This is a genomic window from Methylobacterium longum (assembly GCF_022179385.1).
Lineage (GTDB): Bacteria > Pseudomonadota > Alphaproteobacteria > Rhizobiales > Beijerinckiaceae > Methylobacterium > Methylobacterium longum.
In genome coordinates, this window is sequence record NZ_BPQS01000005.1 from 101,808 (window position 1) to 118,826 (window position 17,019).

Genomic DNA, 17,019 nt, shown 5'->3' on the forward strand with positions numbered 1-17,019 from the left:
CGAAATCCCGGCGCGGCCGGCGCGGCCGACGCCCCCGACCTCAGGGGAGGGAGGACTGTTCCAGTGCGCACTGGACCGAGCGTACCGGACCGGGCGCACCGCCGGCGTTGCGGGGCCGAGCCGTTTTCGACGGCTCAAGCCCTCCATATCCGAAGCCGTGCTCTCAACGAAACCAATATAGGCAAGCTATATTTTACTATATGAGCGATATAAACGGACTAATGGCCGCATAAATCTGCACCAAGAGGGCATGTGTTCAGATTTGTACGGACTCACAACAAAAACACGATGATTTCTCCGCGGTTTTTAGCCAGACTCCGCGCGAAACGGGGGAATGGACGCATGGCGCTCAAACTGAAGATCGGCGCGAAGGTCACGCTGGCCGCGGTCACGGCCTGCCTGCTGGTCGTCGGGATGATCGCCAACCAGTGGCTCAGCGCGCAGACGATGGTCGGCAACATCGCGGCGATCGGCCGCGAGCAGGCGATCCTCAAGGGGATCGAGGGCGCGCAACTCGCCATGGCCAGGATGCGCGACACGCTGCACACGCTCGAATCGGCGCCCGCGGACGCGATCGACGAAGCGTCCCTGAGCGGGATCGACGCGCTCGCGCGCGCCGCCGCCGCGGGCCTGGACGGCCCCATCGCCCTCGCCCTCAAGCCCGACGTGCTCAAGCAGACGCAGGCAAGTCTGCTGCGCCACGCGAGCCAGGCGCGGGCCTACCTGACGGAGACGCGGCTCGCGCCCCGGGTGGCGGCGCGCAGGACGCTCAGCGACGTCGAGGCCAACGCCGACGCGGCCATCGGCGAATCGACCAAGAACGCGCAGGTCTTCGCGGCCGACGCGACGGGGGCCGCCCTGGCCCAGGCCGACACGGCGAGCTGGCGCGGCCTGGCCATCGGGCTGCTCGGCCTCACCGTGGTGCTGGGTTCCGCGCTGCTCATGATCTTCGGCGTCTCGCGCCCGATCCGCCGGATCGGCGACGTCCTGCTGGCCATCGCGGAGGGGCGGAGCGACGTCGCGATCCCCTATACCGGACGCTCCGACGAGATCGGGGAGACCGCCCGTTCCGCCCGGGTGTTCCGGGACAGCCTCATCCGCACCCACACCCTGGAGGACGAGGCCAACGCGGCGCGCAGCGAGGCCGAGGGGCGGCGCAGGTCCGCGATGCGGGCGATCGCCGACGGGTTCGAGGGCACGGTCGGCGGAATCATCCGGGTGGTCTCGGAGGCCGCGGCCGAGCTCCGGGCCACCGCCCAGAGCATGACCGACACCGCCAACGAGACGGCGATGAAGACCGCCACCGTGGCCTCGGCGGCCGAGGCGGCCTCGACCAACGTCCAGGCCGTGGCCTCGGCGGCCGAGCAGCTGGGCACGTCGGTGTCCGAGATCGGCCGGCAGGTCACCGGCTCGGCGGATCTGGCACAGGGCACCGTGAGCGAGGCCGACCGGACCGCCCGATCCGTGCAGGCGCTCAGCGCCGCGGCGACCCGGATCGGCGACGTGGTCGGACTGATCTCGACCATCGCCGGGCAGACGAACCTTCTGGCCCTCAACGCCACCATCGAGGCGGCGCGCGCCGGCGAGGCGGGCCGGGGCTTCGCGGTGGTCGCCGCCGAGGTCAAGGAGCTGGCCGACCAGACGGCCAAGGCCACCGGGGAGATCGCCGCGCAGATCGGCCAGATCCAGGGGGCCACCGCCGAGGCGGTGGCGGCGATCACCGCGATCACCGGCCGGATCCGCGAGATCAACGGCGTCGCCACCAGCATCGCCACGGCGGTCGAGGAGCAATCGGCGGCGACGCAGGAGATCGTGCGCAACGTCGCGGAGGCGGCGGCCGGCACCGGCGCCGTCACCACCACCATCACGGGCGTGGCCGATGCCGCCGAGGGGACCGGCGCTGCGGCCGCCCAGGTCTTCGCCTCCGCGTCGGCCTTGTCCGGCCACGCCGAGCGGCTCGACGCCGAGGTGCAGCGCTTCATCTCCGACGTGCGCGCGGCCTGATCGCACCGTCCCCGGGGCGTTCGGGCGGCCCCGCCGCCCGATCCGCGTCACATCCGCTGCTGGACGATGTCCTCGGCCTCGGGATCGGGCTCGTGGCCGGCGTCGCGGAGCAGCGGAACGACGGCGTCCGCCTCGCGGGCGACGAGGTAGCTGAGATCGAGCCCCTCGCGGATGAAGCCGTGGCCGCGCATGTGCTCGAACAGGGCGAGCAGCGGCGCCCAGAACTCGGCCACCGAGACCAGCACCACGGGCTTGCGGTGCCGCCCGAGCTGCGCCCAGGTCAGCTGCTCGACCAGCTCCTCCAGGGTGCCGATGCCGCCCGGCAGGGTCACGAAGGCGTCCGAGCGCTCGAACATCAGCCGCTTGCGGGTGTGCATGTCGGGCACCACCACGGTCTCCTGAACCTCCGCCAGCATGTGTTCGCGCGCCTGCAGGAAGTCCGGGATGATGCCGGTGACGTGGCCGCCGGCGGCGAGCGCGGCCCGCGCCACCGTGCCCATCAGGCCGACGTCGCCGCCGCCGTAGACGAGGCGCATCCCCGCCCGCGCGATCGCCGTACCGAGGATTTCCGCGGCCTCGCGGAAGGCGGGATCCCGGCCGAAGCCGGAGCCGCAATAGACACAGACTGTCCTCACCGGAGCCATCCGGCGCCCTCCTCGCGCGTCCGTTGCGAGCCGTCCGGAAGAAGCTCCGCGTCCGGCGCTCCACGCGCCAAACTGCTGAAGTCGCGCGGGATTCACCCGTCTGAGCGGCGGGACGGCTTGGTGTCGCGACCATGTACGGTATTATGGGCGGTGCCGTCGACGCTTTTCACGCGGGCGGGTGGGCCGCTCGGCGGCGGGATCAGGGGAGGCCATGGTGGCGATGTCGGGACGGGTGCGGCGCAGTCTCGTCCTGGCGCTCGCCGGCCTGCTCGGCGGCCTCGGCCTCGTGCTGGCCCTGTTCGGCGGCGAGTCCCTGCGGCGGCTCACCGGCCGCGACGAGGCCGCCCCGCCTGCCGCCGCGCCGCAGAGCACCCTGCGTGGTCTCGCCGATCCCGGCACCGTGGCCGGGCGCGTCGATCCGACCATCGATTTCCGCGACGACAAGCCCGGCGGGACCAAGCCCGGCGACGCAAAGCCCACGGAGATCCGGCCCACGGAGATCCGGCCCACGGAGATCCGGCCCACGGAGATCCGGCCCACGCAGATCCGGCCGGGCGACGCGAAACCCGGCACGCCTGCCGGTGGGACCGGACCGTCGCAGGCCCCGCAGGACGGGCGCGTCCCGGCTCCGGACGCCTCCGGCAGGATGGCCGGCCCCGATGCCGCGGAGACCCCGCGCTTCGACATCGTCCGGGTCGAGCCGAACGGCGACGCCGTCGTGGCCGGGCGCGGAGCGCCGCACGCCGTGGTCGAGATGCTGGTCGACGGCAAGCCCGTGGCCCGCGCGACGGCCGACGCGAACGGGCAGTTCGCGATCGTGCCGCCGGCGCTGCCGGCGGGATCCAGCGTGCTCGGGCTGCGGATGACCGCCCCGGACGGGCGGGCCGCCGATTCCCAGCAGAGCGTGGCGGTGGCGGTCGCTCCCGGCCGCGACCGTCGACCGCTCGTGGCCCTGACGGCTCCGGACGCGCCGACCGTGGTCCTGTCGCAGCCCGACGCCCCCGCATCAGCGTCCGGCGCGGGCGGCAAGGTCGCCACCGCCGCGCGCCCCGGGACGCCCGGCGCGGGGGCAGCGGAGCCGACCCGGATCGCCAGCGTGGACGTGCAGGGCAACGGCCGCCTGTTCGTGACGGCGACCGGGGTTCCGGGCGCCCCGATCCGGCTCTACCTCAACGAGACGCTGATCGCCCCGGGCAGCATCGGCCCGGACGGACGGGCGAGCTTCACGATCGGGCGCGGGATCAAGCCCGGCCAGTACCAGGTGCGGATCGACCAGATCGATCCGTCGACCGGCAAGGTCGCGGCCCGTGCCGAGGTCCCGCTGTCGGTGCCGGATCCGGCGCAGGTCGCAGCCCAGGAGCCCGCCGCGACGGCAACCGCCGCGGGCCACCCCAGGGCGGGCGCCCGCGAGGGTGGAAGAACGGCAGCGGGGCATGCGCCCGGGAATGCCCCTGGGACCCCGTCGGCCCTCTCCGCGCCCGCCCCGGACTCGCCCCGCGGTCCGGACACGAGCCACCTCGCGGCGGATGCCGCGGGGCCGGTGCGGGCCGGGGCGGTGTTCGTGCCGGAGATCAGCACGGCCAAGATCAGCCGCGGCGACAATCTCTGGCGGATCAGCCAGCGCGCCTACGGTCGCGGCGAGCGCTACACGGTGATCTACGACGCCAACCAGAGCCAGATCCGCGATCCGGACCTGATCTACCCGGGCCAGATCTTCGTGTTGCCGACGGGCAAGCGGGGCTGAGCCGCCCTCACTCCACGACCTGGTCGTCCCCCGCGAAAGCCAGCCGCCGCAGGCGGCGCAGGGCTTGGTCGAGGTCCTCCCGCGCGGGCGCCGCGAGGGCGAGGCGGACCGCGTTCGGCGCGTAGCCCGGCGTGACCGCGAAGGCCGAGGCCGGGAGGAGGGCGATGCCCTGGCGCAGGGCCGCCGCCGCGTAGGCCTCCGCCCGCCACGTCTCCGGCAATTCGAGCCAGAGATGGTAGGCGTGGGGATCGCCGACCACCCGGAGGTCCGACAGCGCCGCGCGGGCGATGACCTGCCGGGCCGTGGCGTCCCGGCGCTTGGCGGCGGCGAGCGCGGCCGCCGAGCCGCCCGACATCCAGTGCATCCCGGCAGCCAGCGACAATCCGAGCGCCGTCCAGGCCCCCTGGCGGACGGAGGCCGCGAGCCGGTCGGTCAGGTGCGGGGGCGCCGCGATCAGGCCGACGGTCAGCGCCGGCATCACCCGCTTCGACAGGCTGTCGATCAGGATCGTCCGGTCCGGCGCGAAGCTGGCGAGGGGCTGGGCGTCGGCGAGGAAGCTGTAGACCGCGTCCTCGATGACCGTGAGGCCGGTCCCCTCGAGGAGGCGCGCGAGGTCGGCGCGCCGGGCCGGCCCCATCGTGACGCCCAGCGGATTCTGCAGCGTCGGCTGGATGTAGACGCCGCTCAGCGGCGCCGCCCGGTGGGCCTGGAGGAGGGCGTCGGGACACATCCCCTCCGCGTCCATGGCGACCGGCACCAGGGTGATCCCGAGGCGGGCCGCGATGCCCTTCACGACCGGATAGGTCAGCGGCTCGCAGCCGATGCGCTCGCCCGGCCCCGCCAGCGCCGCGAGGGCCGCCGCCAGCGCCTGCCGGCCGTTGCCGGTGAACAGGATGTCGGCCGGGTCGGGCGCGTAGTCGGCACGGGCCAGGAACCCGGCCGCGACCGCCTGCGCCCGGGCCGTGCCCGCCGGCCCGTACTGGCTGAACCCGATCTCGGCACCGCCGCGGGCGAGCGCCGCCAGCGTCTCCGACAGCACGGCCTCCTGCTCGGGCAGCCGCGAATGGGTCCGCTGGAGATCGAGGGCCGCCGCGGGCGGCTCCGGCTGGAGCGGCCCGACCCGGCCCGGCTCGGACCGCACGTAGGTGCCCCGCCCGACCTCCCCGGTGACGAGGCCGCGGCGCGCCAGCTCCGCGTAGACCCGGCTCGCCGTCGAGACCGCGATGCCCCGCGCATAGGCGAAGTCGCGCTGCGGCGGCAGCCGCTCGCCGGGCCGCAGCCGGCCAGCCGCGATGTCGGCCGCGATGGCGTCGGCGACCGATCGGAAATCCGCGGGCGACATTATTGCTCCGAGGTCAATGTTTCGATTGATCCGAGATGTGTATCGGATCAATTCTCCGCCAGCAATCCCGGCCGGACTGCACCCCCGCCACCGGATCGTCCGCGATGACCGCCGTCAGCCTGTTCCAGTCCCCCTCGTCCCTCCGCGCCGCCGCGCGGCCGTCCGCGCTCCAGATCTGGCTGTGCCGGATCCACACCCGGCGGGCGCTCGCCGCGCTCCATCCCGACCAGATGCGGGATGTCGGCCTCGAACCGTGGCAGGTGCGCGCGGAGATCCGGAAGCCGTTCTGGCGGGGGTGAGACGGGGACATGCGCGCAGCGCGGGTGATCCCGCGCGACCGCGCGCCTATATGCGGGGCTCACGACACCCCGCCCGACAGAACCCTCATGACCGACACCACCGCGCGCCCGGCCGGGCCGACACCGCCGGCCGGGCCGAAGCCTCTGGCCGGGCCGAATCCCCCGGCCGGGCCGGCCAATGCCGAGCGCCCCGGGCTGATCGCCACCTATCGGCGCCTCTGGCCACATCTCTGGCCCTACGGCCGGCCGGACCTGCAGCGCCGCGTCTTCCTGGCCTTCGGCCTGCTGCTCGCCGCCAAGCTGGTGACCATGGTGACGCCGTTCACCTTCAAGTGGATCACCGACGCGCTGGTCGCGGCGGTCGGCGGGCAGGAGGGTGGCAGCACGCCGGTGCCCACGGGGCTGCTCGCCGCGCCGATGCTGCTGATCGCCCTCTACGGCGTCTCGCGGATCGCCATGTCGGCCCTGACCCAGGTGCGCGACGGGCTGTTCGCCAAGGTGGCGATGCACGCGGTGCGCCGCCTCGCGCTCCAGACCTTCGAGCACATGCACCGGCTGTCCCTGCGCTTCCACCTGGAGCGTAAGACCGGCGGCCTGACCCGGGTGCTGGAGCGTGGCCGCGCCGGCATCGAGGAATTGTCGCGCCTGATGGTGCTGACCCTGGTGCCGACCATCGTCGAGTTCGTGCTGGTGCTCGGCGTGCTGGCCTACGAGTTCAGCTGGACCTACGCGGCGACCGCCTTCCTGACGGTCGCGGCCTACCTGGCCTTCACCTACAAGGCGACGGAGTGGCGGATCGCGATCCGCCGCCGGATGAACGCCTCCGACACCGACGCCAACACCAAGGCGGTCGATTCGCTGCTGAACTACGAGACGGTGAAGTATTTCGGCGCCGAGCGCCGGGAAGCGGCCCGCTACGACGAGTCGATGGCGAAGTACGAGAAGGCCTCGACGCAGACCTACGTGTCGCTGGCGGTGCTCAACGCCGGGCAGGCGGTGATCTTCACGCTGGGCATGACCGCGGTGATGTGGCTCGCCGCCCGGGACATCCTGGCGGGGCGCACCACGATCGGCGGCTTCGTGCTGGCCAACACCATGCTGGTGCAGCTCGCGATGCCTCTCAACTTCATGGGCATGATCTACCGCGAGATCAAACAGGCGCTGATCGACATCGACGACATGTTCCGCATCCTCGGGCAGAACCCCGAGATCGCCGACCGGCCGGGCGCGGCGCCCCTCGCCGTGGCGGGCGGCACGGTGCGGTTCGCGGACGTGCGCTTCGCCTACAATCCCGAGCGGCCGATCCTGCGGGGCGTCTCCTTCGAGATCCCGGCGGGCCAGACGGTGGCGGTGGTGGGTCCTTCGGGGGCCGGCAAGTCGACGCTCTCGCGCCTGCTGTTCCGGTTCTACGAGCCGTCGGCCGGCCGGATCAGCATCGACGGTCAGGACATCGCCGCGGTGACCCAGGCGAGCCTGCGGGCGGCGATCGGCATGGTCCCGCAGGACACGGTGCTGTTCAACGACACGATCGGCTACAACATCCGCTACGGCCGCGCCGACGCCACCGACGCGGAGCTGCGCGAGGCCGCCCGGCTCGCGCAGATCGACGGCTTCGTGTCGAGCCTGCCGGAGGGCTACGACACCCCGGTGGGCGAGCGCGGCCTGAAGCTCTCGGGCGGCGAGAAGCAGCGGGTCGCCATCGCCCGGACCATCCTGAAGGCGCCGCCGATCCTCGTGCTCGACGAGGCGACCTCGGCGCTCGATTCCTTCACGGAGGCCGAGATCCAGTCGGCCCTGGACCGGGTCAGCCGAGGCCGCACCACCCTGGTGATCGCCCACCGGCTGTCCACGGTGGTCAACGCCGACGCGATCCTGGTGCTCGACCACGGCCGCATCGTCGAGCGCGGCACCCATGCCGCGCTCTTGGAGGCCGGCGGCGTCTACGCGGCGCTCTGGGACCGCCAGCGGGAGGCCGACGCCGCCCTGGAGGTGCTGCAGCGCGCCGACGCGCCGGTGGTGCCGCCCCGGGTCGGGCGCGGCGCCGTGCCGGAGACAGAGGCCGCGGAGTAGGCGGGGACAAGCCGTCCCGGGGGCGGTCCTCAGGACGTCCGGTCCCGCGACCGGACCGTGACCCCGAGCAGATCCTCGAAGGGCAGCACCATCGCGCCCTTGTCCCTGTCGCCGTACCCCTGGCGCAGGGCCGTCTGGTAGGTGGCGGTGGCGGCCGCCGTGACCGGCATCGGAAAGCCGTTCTCCGCCGCGATCGCCGCCGCCGCGACGAGGTCCTTGTAGGCGGCCCCCATCGGATAGCCCTCCTCGAAGCGCCCCTGCAGGATCCGGGGCACGAAATACTGCGACGCGTAGCTCCGGCTCGTCCCCGTGGTGACCACCTGGGCGACCTGGTCGGGGTCGAGCCCCATGGCGACCGCCATCGGCAGCACCTCGGCCAGCGCCGCGATGTTGATGTCGTAGAGCACGTTGTTGATCGTCTTCGTGAGCTGTCCGGACCCGACCGGCCCCATGTGGAGGATGCTGGTGCCGATCCGCTCTAGCAGCGGGCGCACCTGCGCGACGGCGGCGGCGTCGCCGCCGCACATGACGGTCAGCGTCCCGGCCTCCGCGCCGGCCGGCGCCCCGGAGACGGGGGCATCGATGAAGAGCCGCCCCGCCGCCTCCAGGGCCCGGCCGATCGCCAGGGCCTTGGCGTGCGCGATGGTGCTGAGATCGACCACGACGGCCCCGGGCGCCAGACGCTCGGCGACACCGCCGGGGCCGAACAGGGCCGCCTCGACCACGTCGCCGTTCGGCAGGCACAGGAACAGCACCGCGGCGCCGTCGATCGCGCCCGGATCCGCCGTGGCGACGAGGCCGGGCGCGTCGAGTCCGGCGAGCCGGGCCGGATCGGCATCCACTGCGACGATCGTCTCGGCCTCGGATCCGCGCTTGGCCGCGAGGTTGCGGGCGATGGGATGGCCCATGGCGCCGAGGCCGAGGAGGGCGATGCGTGCGACCATGTCGGTGTCCCTGTCCTGGCGCCCGGCCGCGCGCTCCCGGCCGGGGCGGAGAACCAGCCGGGATCTCCGCGTCGGCGTGGCCGGTCGGTCTGCCCTAGGCCGTCGCCGCCGCTTCGTCGAGGCGGCGGCGGTGAAGCGGAGGCGTTTCGCGCCGCTCCGGAACCGACTGCGCGAGCGCCCGCGACCCTCGGAAAGTTGACGCCGGCCCGGCGGGCTGCCATCCGCGCGTCCGACCTGTCCGCCCGTCGCGGCGCCGTTGAGTCCGAAAACCCATGACAGACCTGATCGAGACGATCCGCCGGACGCTCGTGCCGATCCACAAGGAGGGCTACCCCTTCATCCTGATCGGCATCGTGCTGACGGTGCTGGCCGGCTACTTCTCGCAGTTCTTCGGCTGGATCTTCCTGATCCTCACTCTCTGGGTCTGCTACTTCTTCCGCGATCCGGAGCGCGTCACCCCGGTGGCGGACGGGCTGGTGATCTCCCCCGCCGACGGACGCGTGAACCTCATCGCCACCGTCCTGCCGCCGCCCGAACTCGACCTGCCGCAGGTGCCGACCCTGCGGGTCTCGGTGTTCATGAACGTGTTCGACTGCCACGTGAACCGGGTGCCGGTGGCGGGCCGGATCGGCCAGATCCACTACACGCCGGGCCTGTTCCTCAACGCCGAACTCGACAAGGCCAGCGACGACAACGAGCGCAACGGCATGGTCATCGAGACCGCCCATGCCGGCCAGCCGAAGCGCGTCGGCGTGGTCCAGATCGCGGGCCTCGTGGCCCGGCGCATCGTCGGCTTCGTCTCGGCGGGCGACGTGCTGGGCGTCGGCGAGCGGTTCGGCCTGATCCGCTTCGGCTCGCGGGTGGACGTCTACCTGCCGGCGGGGTCCACCGTGCTGGTGGGTCTCGGCCAGAAGGCGGTGGCGGGCGAGACGGTCCTGGCCGACCTCGGCGGCGGACCGGTCCGGGTCTTCAAGCGGATCTGAGGCGGCCATGGACGATCTCTTCCCGCCCTTCGCGCCCGATCCGAACGAGCCGCGCCCGCGCCGGTTCAAGCCGGTGCCGTTCCGGATGATCGCGCCCAACATGATCACCCTGATGGCACTCTGCCTCGGGCTCACCGCGATCCGCCTCGCCTTCGAGGGCAAGTTCGAGCCCGCCGTCATCGCCGTGGTGGTGGCCGGCGTGCTGGACGGCATCGACGGCCGGGTGGCCCGCCTGCTCAAGGGCACCTCGCGCTTCGGGGCCGAACTCGATTCCCTCGCCGACTTCGTGAATTTCGGCTGCGCCCCGGCGCTCATCCTCTACGGCTTCGTGCTGTTCCACCTGAAGTCGATGGGCTGGATCGTGGCGCTCATCTTCGCCATCGCCATGGCGCTCCGGCTCGCCCGCTTCAACGCGATGCTGGATGATCCGAACCGGCCGGAATGGAAGAAGGACTTCTTCGTCGGCATGCCGGCGCCCGCGGGCGCGCTCACCGCGATGCTGCCGCTCTACCTGCACTTCCTGGGGTTCGGCCTGGAGAGCTGGGCGGCGCCCGCGGTCCTGATCTACGTGCTGGCCATCGCCCTGCTGGTGGTCTCCACGGTGCCGACCTACTCGGGCAAGACCATGGGCAAGCGGGTGCCGCGCAGCCTCGTCCTGCCGATCTTCCTGTTCGGGGTCGCGGCCTTCGGCCTCCTGATCAGCTACCCCTTCGAGGCGCTGGTGGCGGTGAGCGGCGGTTACCTGCTGACCATCCCGGTGGTTGCCGCCCAGTACCGCCGACGGCTCAAGGCCGAGCAGGCGGCCGTCGCGGGGGAGCGGCCCGCCGCCGGCCTGCCGGCCGGATCGGAGTAGGGCCGGTCCGTCGGCCGAGCCGACTCCGCGCCCTCATGGGACATGCCCGCGTCAGCGGGCCTCGAGGGAGGGCTCCCGGGATGGCGCGCCTGGCCGGAAATCTCCCGCGCGGCCTCCGCTGCGCCCCGGCGCCTCAGGACGGGCCTCAGGACGCGGCGCGGGTCGGGGCCCGGGCACCGGGCGCGGCGCTGACGATAGCCGGCCCGCCCAACAGGCCGCTGGCCGTCACCGAATCCTCCCCTACCTTGGCAGCATTCGACGGGGGGATTCGCGAATGCTCGAGGAATTCAAGAAGTTCGCGCTGCGCGGGAACGTGGTCGATCTCGCGGTCGGGGTGATTATCGGCGCGGCCTTCGGGGCCATCGTCACTTCCGCGGTGCAGGACGTCTTCATGCCGGTGATCGGCGCGGTCACCGGCGGGCTCGACTTCTCGAACTACTACATCCCGCTCTCGTCGAAGGTGCAGGCCGGCCTGCCCTACGTGGATGCGAAGAAGCAAGGCGCCGTCATCGGTTACGGGCAGTTCCTGACCCTGACGCTGAACTTCCTGATCGTCGCCTTCGTGCTGTTCCTGGTGATCCGGGGGATGAACCGCCTGCAGACCGCCGAGGCCAAGAAGCCCGACGAGGTGCCGGCGGACGTGAAGGTTCTGACCGAAATCCGCGACATCCTGGCGGCCAAGCCGCGGGTCTGAGGTTCAGCCCCCGCGCCTGTCGGTCTCGTCGGGGTTGACGCCAAGGGCGTCGAGGATCTGGTCGAGGGCTTGGCCGACGGCGCCCGTCCCCTCCTCGTGGGTCTTCAGTCGCGTCTCCAGCCGGCGGATCTGCGGCTCGAACACCTCCGGCACGGGATCGTCGCCGAGGAAGCGAGGCTTGTCGGCCTCCACCGGCAGGACTCCGCGGAGCTGCTGGCCGAGGTGATCGCGCACCGGCTCGGGCAGGGTGGCACTCGGTTCGGTGGGATTGTCGCTCATGATCGCCTCACAGGTCGAACGGCATCTCAACGGCCGGTCGGATGAAGCGTTGCGCCGGCGCCGGACGCGGGAGACAGAAGGGCCCCGGAGCACGGCTCCGGGGCCCGCCGGGCCGGCACGAGGCCGGCCCGTCGGATCAGTCGATCACCTCGACGATGCGGTGGCCGCGGTCGACCAGCACCGGACGGTCGTTCACCACGGTGTAGCGGTAGCCGGGCTGCACCCGGTACTCCGACGGCACGTCGTAGTAGGTGACGCCCGAGGACGGCAGGGCGGTGCCGACGGCGACGCGGCCGTCGTAGTCGTACGAGCGGACGTTGCGCTCGCGGACGTAGCTGCGGAAGCGCGGGGCCATGTCGACGCCGAGGATGCCGCCCACCGTGCCGGTGGCCGCGCCGACGGCGCCGCCGACGATCCCGCCGATCGGGCCGGCCGCATCGGCACCGGCGGCCGCGCCGCGCTCGGCACCCGGGATCGTGCCCTGGGCCTGGGCGGCCAGCGGCAGCGACAGGGCGAGGACCGAGGCGGCGATAAGGGTCTTGAAGGTCATGCAGGACATCTCCGTTCCGTGACGTTCCGCCGCGTGGACGCGGCGAAGCTCGGGCCGGTAACGCCCGATCTCCGGAATCGGATGCATGCTTTTTTGCAGCGCGTCGGCTGACGGCTGGCGCCGTCCTACGCGTCCTTGGGCATGGCCGACTGGATGAACCGGTCGGAGCCGAGATCCTCCTCGTCGTAGCCCAGCAGTTCCGCCAGCCGGCCGCGGGCGCGGCTGACGCGGCTCTTCACGGTGCCGACCTTGCAGCCCATGATGGCCGCGGCCTCCTCGTAGGAGACGCCCTCGGCGCCGACCAGCACCAGGGCCTCCCGCTGGTCCGGCGGCAGCTTGGCGAGCGCCGATTGAAGGTCCTCGACGTCGAGTCGGTCGCCCTGATGCGGGGCGGTGGCGAGCCGGGCCGCGTAGGACCCGTCCTGATCCTCGACCTCGCGCACCCGCTTGCGGTGGTCCGAGTAGAAGATGTTGCGCAGGATCGTGAACAACCACGCGTTCAGGTTGGTCCCGGGCTGGAACCGCGCGCGGTGCTGCCAGCCCTTGAGCAGGGTGTCCTGGACGAGGTCGTCCGAGCGGGCGGGGTTCGAGGTCAGCGACAGCGCGAAGGCGCGCAGGGACGGGACCGCGGCCAGCAGGCCGTTGCGGAATTCCGGCTCGATCGCCTCGCCCCGGGCGCGCAGAGCCGCCTCGAGCTTCTCGATCAGATCGGCGAAGCGGGACGGCAGCGTCTCCTCGCCGATCCGCTCGTAGACGGTGCGCAGGTGCTCCCCGAGATGCGTGCGGATGCCGGGGGCCAGGTTCGGGCGGCCATCCCGCGTCCCGTCCTCCTGGGACAGGACGGTGTCGGTGTCGTCGCGGGTCATGCGTATCGCGCTCGTCAACTCATCGTGGCTCGACCAGTGGTCCCGAATGGGTCGAGGCGGATCGCTTACCGGCCCGAACCAAGGGGAAGGCCCGTTCGATGCGCTCCTGTTACGGGCGTTCTAGCGCATCGGCGGCGGGCATGCACCCTCGGGCAAACTACACTTAAGCTAAGTTTGCCGGTCGCAACAGGCGCACCGCTCCGTCCCGGAGGGTCAGAACGTCGCCGCGGGCGAGGTCGGTCCAGCACTCGTCCCGGGTCAGCGCCTGGGTGGCGATCACCGTCACCACGTCGTGCTCGGTGGTCTCCTGCGCGAAATCGACCTGCCAGTCTTCGTCGATCAGGGTGGCCTTACCGAAGGGCGCGCAGCGGGTGAGGTAGCAGAGCCGCTTGCCGCAATGGGCGTAGAGGGTGCGGCTGTCGGTGAGCAGCATGTTGAACACGCCCAGCGCGTGCAGCTCGCCCGCGAGGTCGGCCACGGCCCGGTCGAGGGTCTCGGGCCGGGGCAGGGCCTTGTACCGGGCCTGGAGGCGACCGAGCATCCAGCAGAAGGCGTGTTCGCTGTCGGTGGAGCCGATCGGCATGAAGCCGCCGAGCGGCAGCCGCTTCACGCCCTTGAGCTGGCCGTTATGCGCGAAGGTCCAGCGGCGGCCCCACAATTCCCGGGCGAACGGGTGGGTGTTCTCCAGGCTGACCCGCCCACGATTGGCCTTGCGCACGTGGGCGACGACGATCCGGCTCTTGATCGGCATGTCGCGCAGCAGCCGGGCGAGCTGGGAGCGCGAACTCGGCTCGGGCTCGTGGAAGCTGCGGCAGGTGCGGCCGTCGTAGAAGCTGATGCCCCAGCCGTCGGCGTGGGGTCCGGTCTCGCCGCCGCGCCGGGCGAGCCCCGCGAACGAGAAGCGGATGTCGGTCGGCACGTTGGCGCTCATGCCGAGCAGTTCGCACATCGGGTTTCGACCGGGGCAGGGCGGGGGAGCGGCGACGTTTAGGAGTGTTCGGCCGCCCGGACAACGGATTTCGCGCGGTTCAGCGCGCGAGATAGTCGGTCAGGGTCATCCCGAACAGGATGGCGACCCAGAAGAAGCCGAGCCCCGAGAACAGCCGGATCAGCGGCGGCTCGTGGATCACCTCCATGGAGACGAGGAGGATCAGCGCCACCATCACGGCGACCACGCCGAGCTCGACGATCCAGACTTGCGCGAAGGGCAGGGTGGCGCCCAGCGTGACGTTCACGGCGAGCAGCGCGAGCAGCGCCAGGAAGGTGAGCACGGGGGTGCGCAGGCGCTTCCGGAGCTGGGCGCGGTCGTCGGCACGCAGGGCGGCGAGGGGATTGCGCATCCTACCGGTTCACCACGTAGAGGATCGGGAAGGCCAGGATCCAGACGAGGTCGATGAAGTGCCAGTACAGGCCGTAGATCTCGATCCAGTTCTGGTGCCGGGCGAGGAAGCCGGCCTTGGCGGCCATCCAGGTCATGCCGAGCAGCAGCGCGATGCCGGTGAACAGGTGCAGCGCGTGGAGCAGCGTGGCGACGTAGTAGAGGTTCACGAACAGCCGCGCGGCCGGCGTCTCGGCGAGCGCGAAGGGGCGGCTACTCAGGAACGGCATCATGTGCTCGTCCCAGTCGGCGTAGTACTCGTAGCCCTTCAGCACGAGGAACAGGCCGCCCAGCGCCGCGGTCGCCAGCATCGCCCGGACCATGGCGCGCTGCCAGCCCATGCGGGAAAACTCGATCGCCATCGACATGGTCAAGCTGGAACAGATCAGCACCACGGTGTTGGTGGCGCCGATCCAGAACTTGAGGTGCTTGGCCGCCGCGACCGTCGCCTCGGGATGCTGGATGCGGGTGATCAGCGCCACCAGGAACAGGGCCGAGAACAGCAGGAGCTCGGTGATCAGCCACGCCCAGATGCCGAGCGTCGCCGCCGCGCGCTGCTGGGCGATGCTCTCGAAATGCTCGGCCCGCGCGACGCCGACGCCGTCCGCCAGGGGCTGGCTCATCCGTGCTGGTCCCGGGATTCCTGGGCCTGGATCGGGTAATCGTAGGGGATGCGCGGGACCTCCGGGGGCGTGAGGAAATTGTGCGTCGGCGGCGGGGAGGCGGTCTCCCACTCGAGCCCCTTCGCGTTCCACGGGTTGGCGGGCGCCTTCCGCCCGAACCACAGGGAATAGACGAGGTAGAGCATCGGGAAGATGTAGCCCGCCGCCAGGATGGTGGCGCCCGCCGAGGACAGCACGTTGAGGAGCTGGAACTCGGCCGGGTAGGTCGCGTAGCGCCGCGGCATCCCGAGATAGCCGAGGATGAACTGCGGGAAGAAGGTCACGTTGAAGCCGAGGAAGATCAGCATCGCCGAGACCCGGCCCCAGGGCTCGCTGTACATCCGGCCGGTGAATTTCGGCCACCAGAAGTGCAGGCCGCCGAGGAACGCCAGCACCGTGCCGCCGACCATGATGTAGTGGAAGTGGGCGACCACGAAGTAGGTCGCGTGAATGTGCTGGTTGATGGCGAGCGTCGCGAGGTAGAGGCCGGTGAGGCCGCCGAGCACGAACAGGCCGATATAGCCCATGGCGTAGAGCATCGGCGTGTCGAGCCGGAGCGAGCCCTTATGGATCGTGGCGGTCCAGTTGTAGACCTTCACGGCCGAGGGCACCGCCACCGCGAAGGACAGGGCGGAGAAGACCAGCGAGGCCAGGTCGCTCTGGCCGTTGACGAACATGTGGTGGCCCCAGACGAAGAAGGTCACCGAGGCCAGCCCGATCGACGCGTAGGCGACGAAGCGGTAGCCGAACAGCTTCTTCTGCGCGAAGGCCGGGACGATCTCGGAGATCACCCCCATGCCGGGCAGGACCATGATGTACACGGCCGGGTGCGAGTAGAACCAGAACAGGTGCTGGAACAGCACCGGGTCACCGCCATAGGCCGGGTCGAACACGCCGATGTGGAAGGCGCGCTCCGCGATCAGCAGGATCAGCGCCGTGGTGATGACGGGCGTCGCCAGCAGGAAGATCAGGCTCGTGGCGTAGTGCGCCCAGACGAAGATCGGCAGCTTGAACCACGTCATGCCGGGGGCCCGCATGGTGTGGATCGTGACCACGAAGTTGAGGCCCGTCAGGATCGACGAGAAGCCCACGATGGTGACGCCGATCAGCGCCGGCAGCACCCAGGTGTTCGAGAAGGCGGTGGAGAGCGGCGCGTAGAAGGTCCAGCCGGTGTCGACGCCGCCGAGCACCACCGAGACCAGGGTGAACAGGGCGCCCGCCATGAACACGTACCAGCTCGTCAGGTTGAGCTTCGGGAAGGCGAGGTCCTTGGCCCCGATCATCAGCGGGATCAGGAAGTTGCCGAAGGTCGCGGGGATCGACGGGATCAGGAAGAACCAGACCATCACCACGCCGTGGATGGTGAAGGCCTTGTTGTAGGTGTCGTTGGTCATGATCGCGCCGTTCGGCACGACGAGCGCGAGGCGCACCACTCCGGCCGCCAGGGCGCCGATCACGAAGAAGCCGGTGATGGAGACGAGGTAGAGGATCGCGATGCGCTTGTGGTCGGTGGTGAGGAACCACGAACGCAGGGTCGATTCCGCGTGCAGGTAGTCGGCCTTGCGGCCGATCGTCGATTCCGGGGTGTGAGGTTCGCGGCGGGCGGTGCCGCCGATGCTGCCCGATGCGCTCATCGTGTCGCCCTCGGTCGCCTTGGCGAATGTCTAAGGAGGCGAAGCGGCCGGACGATCACGCGGGTCTTCCTTC

General features: G+C 71.3%; 17 protein-coding genes. 7 read left to right on the forward strand and 10 right to left on the reverse strand.

The annotated features are described in order from the left end of the window. The first annotated feature begins 342 nt into the window (after positions 1-342). Positions 343-2,004 (forward strand): methyl-accepting chemotaxis protein, encoded by a 1,662-nt coding sequence (locus tag MFF58_RS06470; RefSeq protein ID WP_238286123.1) that lies wholly within the window; start codon positions 343-345, stop codon positions 2,002-2,004. A gap of 47 nt (positions 2,005-2,051) precedes the next feature. Here MFF58_RS06470 and MFF58_RS06475 read toward each other — a convergent pair whose 3' ends face one another. Beyond that, positions 2,052-2,648, reverse strand: coding sequence for an LOG family protein (locus MFF58_RS06475; protein WP_238286124.1), 597 nt, complete (start codon positions 2,646-2,648; stop codon positions 2,052-2,054). 220 nt (positions 2,649-2,868) lie between these two features. Between MFF58_RS06475 and MFF58_RS06480 the strand changes: the two genes are divergently transcribed. Beyond that, complete coding sequence (locus MFF58_RS06480; RefSeq protein WP_373323289.1) at positions 2,869-4,392, forward strand: LysM peptidoglycan-binding domain-containing protein; 1,524 nt, start codon at positions 2,869-2,871, stop codon at positions 4,390-4,392. A 7-nt stretch (positions 4,393-4,399) separates the two neighbouring features. Here the strand turns inward: MFF58_RS06480 and MFF58_RS06485 are convergent, their stop codons facing one another. After that, positions 4,400-5,734 carry an aminotransferase-like domain-containing protein gene (locus MFF58_RS06485; protein WP_238286126.1) on the reverse strand — a complete coding sequence of 445 codons (1,335 nt, stop codon included), beginning with the start codon at positions 5,732-5,734 and terminating at the stop codon, positions 4,400-4,402. Between the two features lie 104 nt (positions 5,735-5,838). Here MFF58_RS06485 and MFF58_RS06490 point away from each other — a divergent pair, with 104 nt between their 5' ends. Both MFF58_RS06490 and MFF58_RS06495 read left to right on the forward strand, forming a co-directional pair. Beyond that, positions 5,839-6,033, forward strand: a complete 195-nt coding sequence (locus MFF58_RS06490; RefSeq protein WP_238286128.1) for a DUF1127 domain-containing protein — start codon at positions 5,839-5,841, stop codon at positions 6,031-6,033. 87 nt (positions 6,034-6,120) lie between these two features. Beyond that, positions 6,121-8,103, forward strand: coding sequence for an ABCB family ABC transporter ATP-binding protein/permease (locus MFF58_RS06495; protein WP_238286130.1), 1,983 nt, complete (start codon positions 6,121-6,123; stop codon positions 8,101-8,103). Positions 8,104-8,132: 29 nt separating this feature from the next. Here MFF58_RS06495 and MFF58_RS06500 read toward each other — a convergent pair whose 3' ends face one another. Then, entirely contained in the window at positions 8,133-9,047 is a 915-nt protein-coding gene (locus MFF58_RS06500; RefSeq protein ID WP_238286132.1) for an NAD(P)-dependent oxidoreductase, read from the reverse strand. A 272-nt stretch (positions 9,048-9,319) separates the two neighbouring features. On the opposite strand from MFF58_RS06500, the gene MFF58_RS06505 reads away from it, so the two are divergent. The 3 genes from MFF58_RS06505 to mscL all read left to right on the forward strand — a co-directional run bounded on the left by MFF58_RS06505 (position 9,320) and on the right by mscL (position 11,577). After that, complete coding sequence (locus tag MFF58_RS06505; RefSeq protein WP_238286134.1) at positions 9,320-10,030, forward strand: phosphatidylserine decarboxylase; 711 nt, start codon at positions 9,320-9,322, stop codon at positions 10,028-10,030. Between the two features lie 7 nt (positions 10,031-10,037). Beyond that, entirely contained in the window at positions 10,038-10,883 is an 846-nt protein-coding gene (locus tag MFF58_RS06510) for a CDP-alcohol phosphatidyltransferase family protein (protein ID WP_238286136.1), read from the forward strand. 274 nt (positions 10,884-11,157) lie between these two features. Continuing rightward, positions 11,158-11,577, forward strand: coding sequence for a large conductance mechanosensitive channel protein MscL (mscL, locus tag MFF58_RS06515; protein WP_238286138.1), 420 nt, complete (start codon positions 11,158-11,160; stop codon positions 11,575-11,577). A 3-nt stretch (positions 11,578-11,580) separates the two neighbouring features. Here mscL and MFF58_RS06520 read toward each other — a convergent pair whose 3' ends face one another. The 7 genes from MFF58_RS06520 to MFF58_RS06550 form a co-directional block, all read right to left on the reverse strand. Beyond that, the gene (locus tag MFF58_RS06520; protein WP_238286140.1) at positions 11,581-11,856 is read right to left on the reverse strand and encodes a hypothetical protein; all 276 of its coding nucleotides are present in this window, start codon (positions 11,854-11,856) and stop codon (positions 11,581-11,583) included. A 136-nt stretch (positions 11,857-11,992) separates the two neighbouring features. Next, complete coding sequence (locus MFF58_RS06525; protein ID WP_238286142.1) at positions 11,993-12,406, reverse strand: DUF1236 domain-containing protein; 414 nt, start codon at positions 12,404-12,406, stop codon at positions 11,993-11,995. Between the two features lie 125 nt (positions 12,407-12,531). Beyond that, positions 12,532-13,272: a NepR family anti-sigma factor gene (locus MFF58_RS06530; protein WP_238286144.1), complete on the reverse strand. Its 741-nt coding sequence runs from the start codon at positions 13,270-13,272 to the stop codon at positions 12,532-12,534. A gap of 163 nt (positions 13,273-13,435) precedes the next feature. Next, positions 13,436-14,221 carry a class II glutamine amidotransferase gene (locus tag MFF58_RS06535; RefSeq protein WP_238286146.1) on the reverse strand — a complete coding sequence of 262 codons (786 nt, stop codon included), beginning with the start codon at positions 14,219-14,221 and terminating at the stop codon, positions 13,436-13,438. A 79-nt stretch (positions 14,222-14,300) separates the two neighbouring features. After that, positions 14,301-14,612: a cytochrome C oxidase subunit IV family protein gene (locus tag MFF58_RS06540; protein WP_238286148.1), complete on the reverse strand. Its 312-nt coding sequence runs from the start codon at positions 14,610-14,612 to the stop codon at positions 14,301-14,303. A 1-nt stretch (position 14,613) separates the two neighbouring features. Next, on the reverse strand, positions 14,614-15,273 hold the full coding sequence (locus MFF58_RS06545) for a cytochrome c oxidase subunit 3 (RefSeq protein WP_238286150.1): 660 nt from the start codon (positions 15,271-15,273) through the stop codon (positions 14,614-14,616). Further along, positions 15,270-16,946 carry a cytochrome c oxidase subunit I gene (locus MFF58_RS06550; protein ID WP_238286151.1) on the reverse strand — a complete coding sequence of 559 codons (1,677 nt, stop codon included), beginning with the start codon at positions 16,944-16,946 and terminating at the stop codon, positions 15,270-15,272. Before MFF58_RS06550 ends, MFF58_RS06545 begins: the two co-directional genes overlap by 4 nt. Between the last annotated feature and the right edge of the window lie 73 nt (positions 16,947-17,019).

Excerpts from the sequence above, each read along its gene's own strand:
- MFF58_RS06470 (WP_238286123.1), top strand. The coding sequence starts at position 343 with ATGGCGCTCAAACTGAAGATCGGCGCGAAGGTCACGCTGGCCGCGGTC.
- MFF58_RS06475 (WP_238286124.1), bottom strand. The coding sequence starts at position 2,648 with ATGGCTCCGGTGAGGACAGTCTGTGTCTATTGCGGCTCCGGCTTCGGC.
- MFF58_RS06480 (WP_373323289.1), top strand. The coding sequence starts at position 2,869 with ATGTCGGGACGGGTGCGGCGCAGTCTCGTCCTGGCGCTCGCCGGCCTG.
- MFF58_RS06485 (WP_238286126.1), bottom strand. The coding sequence starts at position 5,734 with ATGTCGCCCGCGGATTTCCGATCGGTCGCCGACGCCATCGCGGCCGAC.
- MFF58_RS06490 (WP_238286128.1), top strand. The coding sequence starts at position 5,839 with ATGACCGCCGTCAGCCTGTTCCAGTCCCCCTCGTCCCTCCGCGCCGCC.
- MFF58_RS06495 (WP_238286130.1), top strand. The coding sequence starts at position 6,121 with ATGACCGACACCACCGCGCGCCCGGCCGGGCCGACACCGCCGGCCGGG.
- MFF58_RS06500 (WP_238286132.1), bottom strand. The coding sequence starts at position 9,047 with ATGGTCGCACGCATCGCCCTCCTCGGCCTCGGCGCCATGGGCCATCCC.
- MFF58_RS06505 (WP_238286134.1), top strand. The coding sequence starts at position 9,320 with ATGACAGACCTGATCGAGACGATCCGCCGGACGCTCGTGCCGATCCAC.
- MFF58_RS06510 (WP_238286136.1), top strand. The coding sequence starts at position 10,038 with ATGGACGATCTCTTCCCGCCCTTCGCGCCCGATCCGAACGAGCCGCGC.
- mscL (WP_238286138.1), top strand. The coding sequence starts at position 11,158 with ATGCTCGAGGAATTCAAGAAGTTCGCGCTGCGCGGGAACGTGGTCGAT.
- MFF58_RS06520 (WP_238286140.1), bottom strand. The coding sequence starts at position 11,856 with ATGAGCGACAATCCCACCGAACCGAGTGCCACCCTGCCCGAGCCGGTG.
- MFF58_RS06525 (WP_238286142.1), bottom strand. The coding sequence starts at position 12,406 with ATGACCTTCAAGACCCTTATCGCCGCCTCGGTCCTCGCCCTGTCGCTG.
- MFF58_RS06530 (WP_238286144.1), bottom strand. The coding sequence starts at position 13,272 with ATGACCCGCGACGACACCGACACCGTCCTGTCCCAGGAGGACGGGACG.
- MFF58_RS06535 (WP_238286146.1), bottom strand. The coding sequence starts at position 14,221 with ATGTGCGAACTGCTCGGCATGAGCGCCAACGTGCCGACCGACATCCGC.
- MFF58_RS06540 (WP_238286148.1), bottom strand. The coding sequence starts at position 14,612 with ATGCGCAATCCCCTCGCCGCCCTGCGTGCCGACGACCGCGCCCAGCTC.
- MFF58_RS06545 (WP_238286150.1), bottom strand. The coding sequence starts at position 15,273 with ATGAGCCAGCCCCTGGCGGACGGCGTCGGCGTCGCGCGGGCCGAGCAT.
- MFF58_RS06550 (WP_238286151.1), bottom strand. The coding sequence starts at position 16,946 with ATGAGCGCATCGGGCAGCATCGGCGGCACCGCCCGCCGCGAACCTCAC.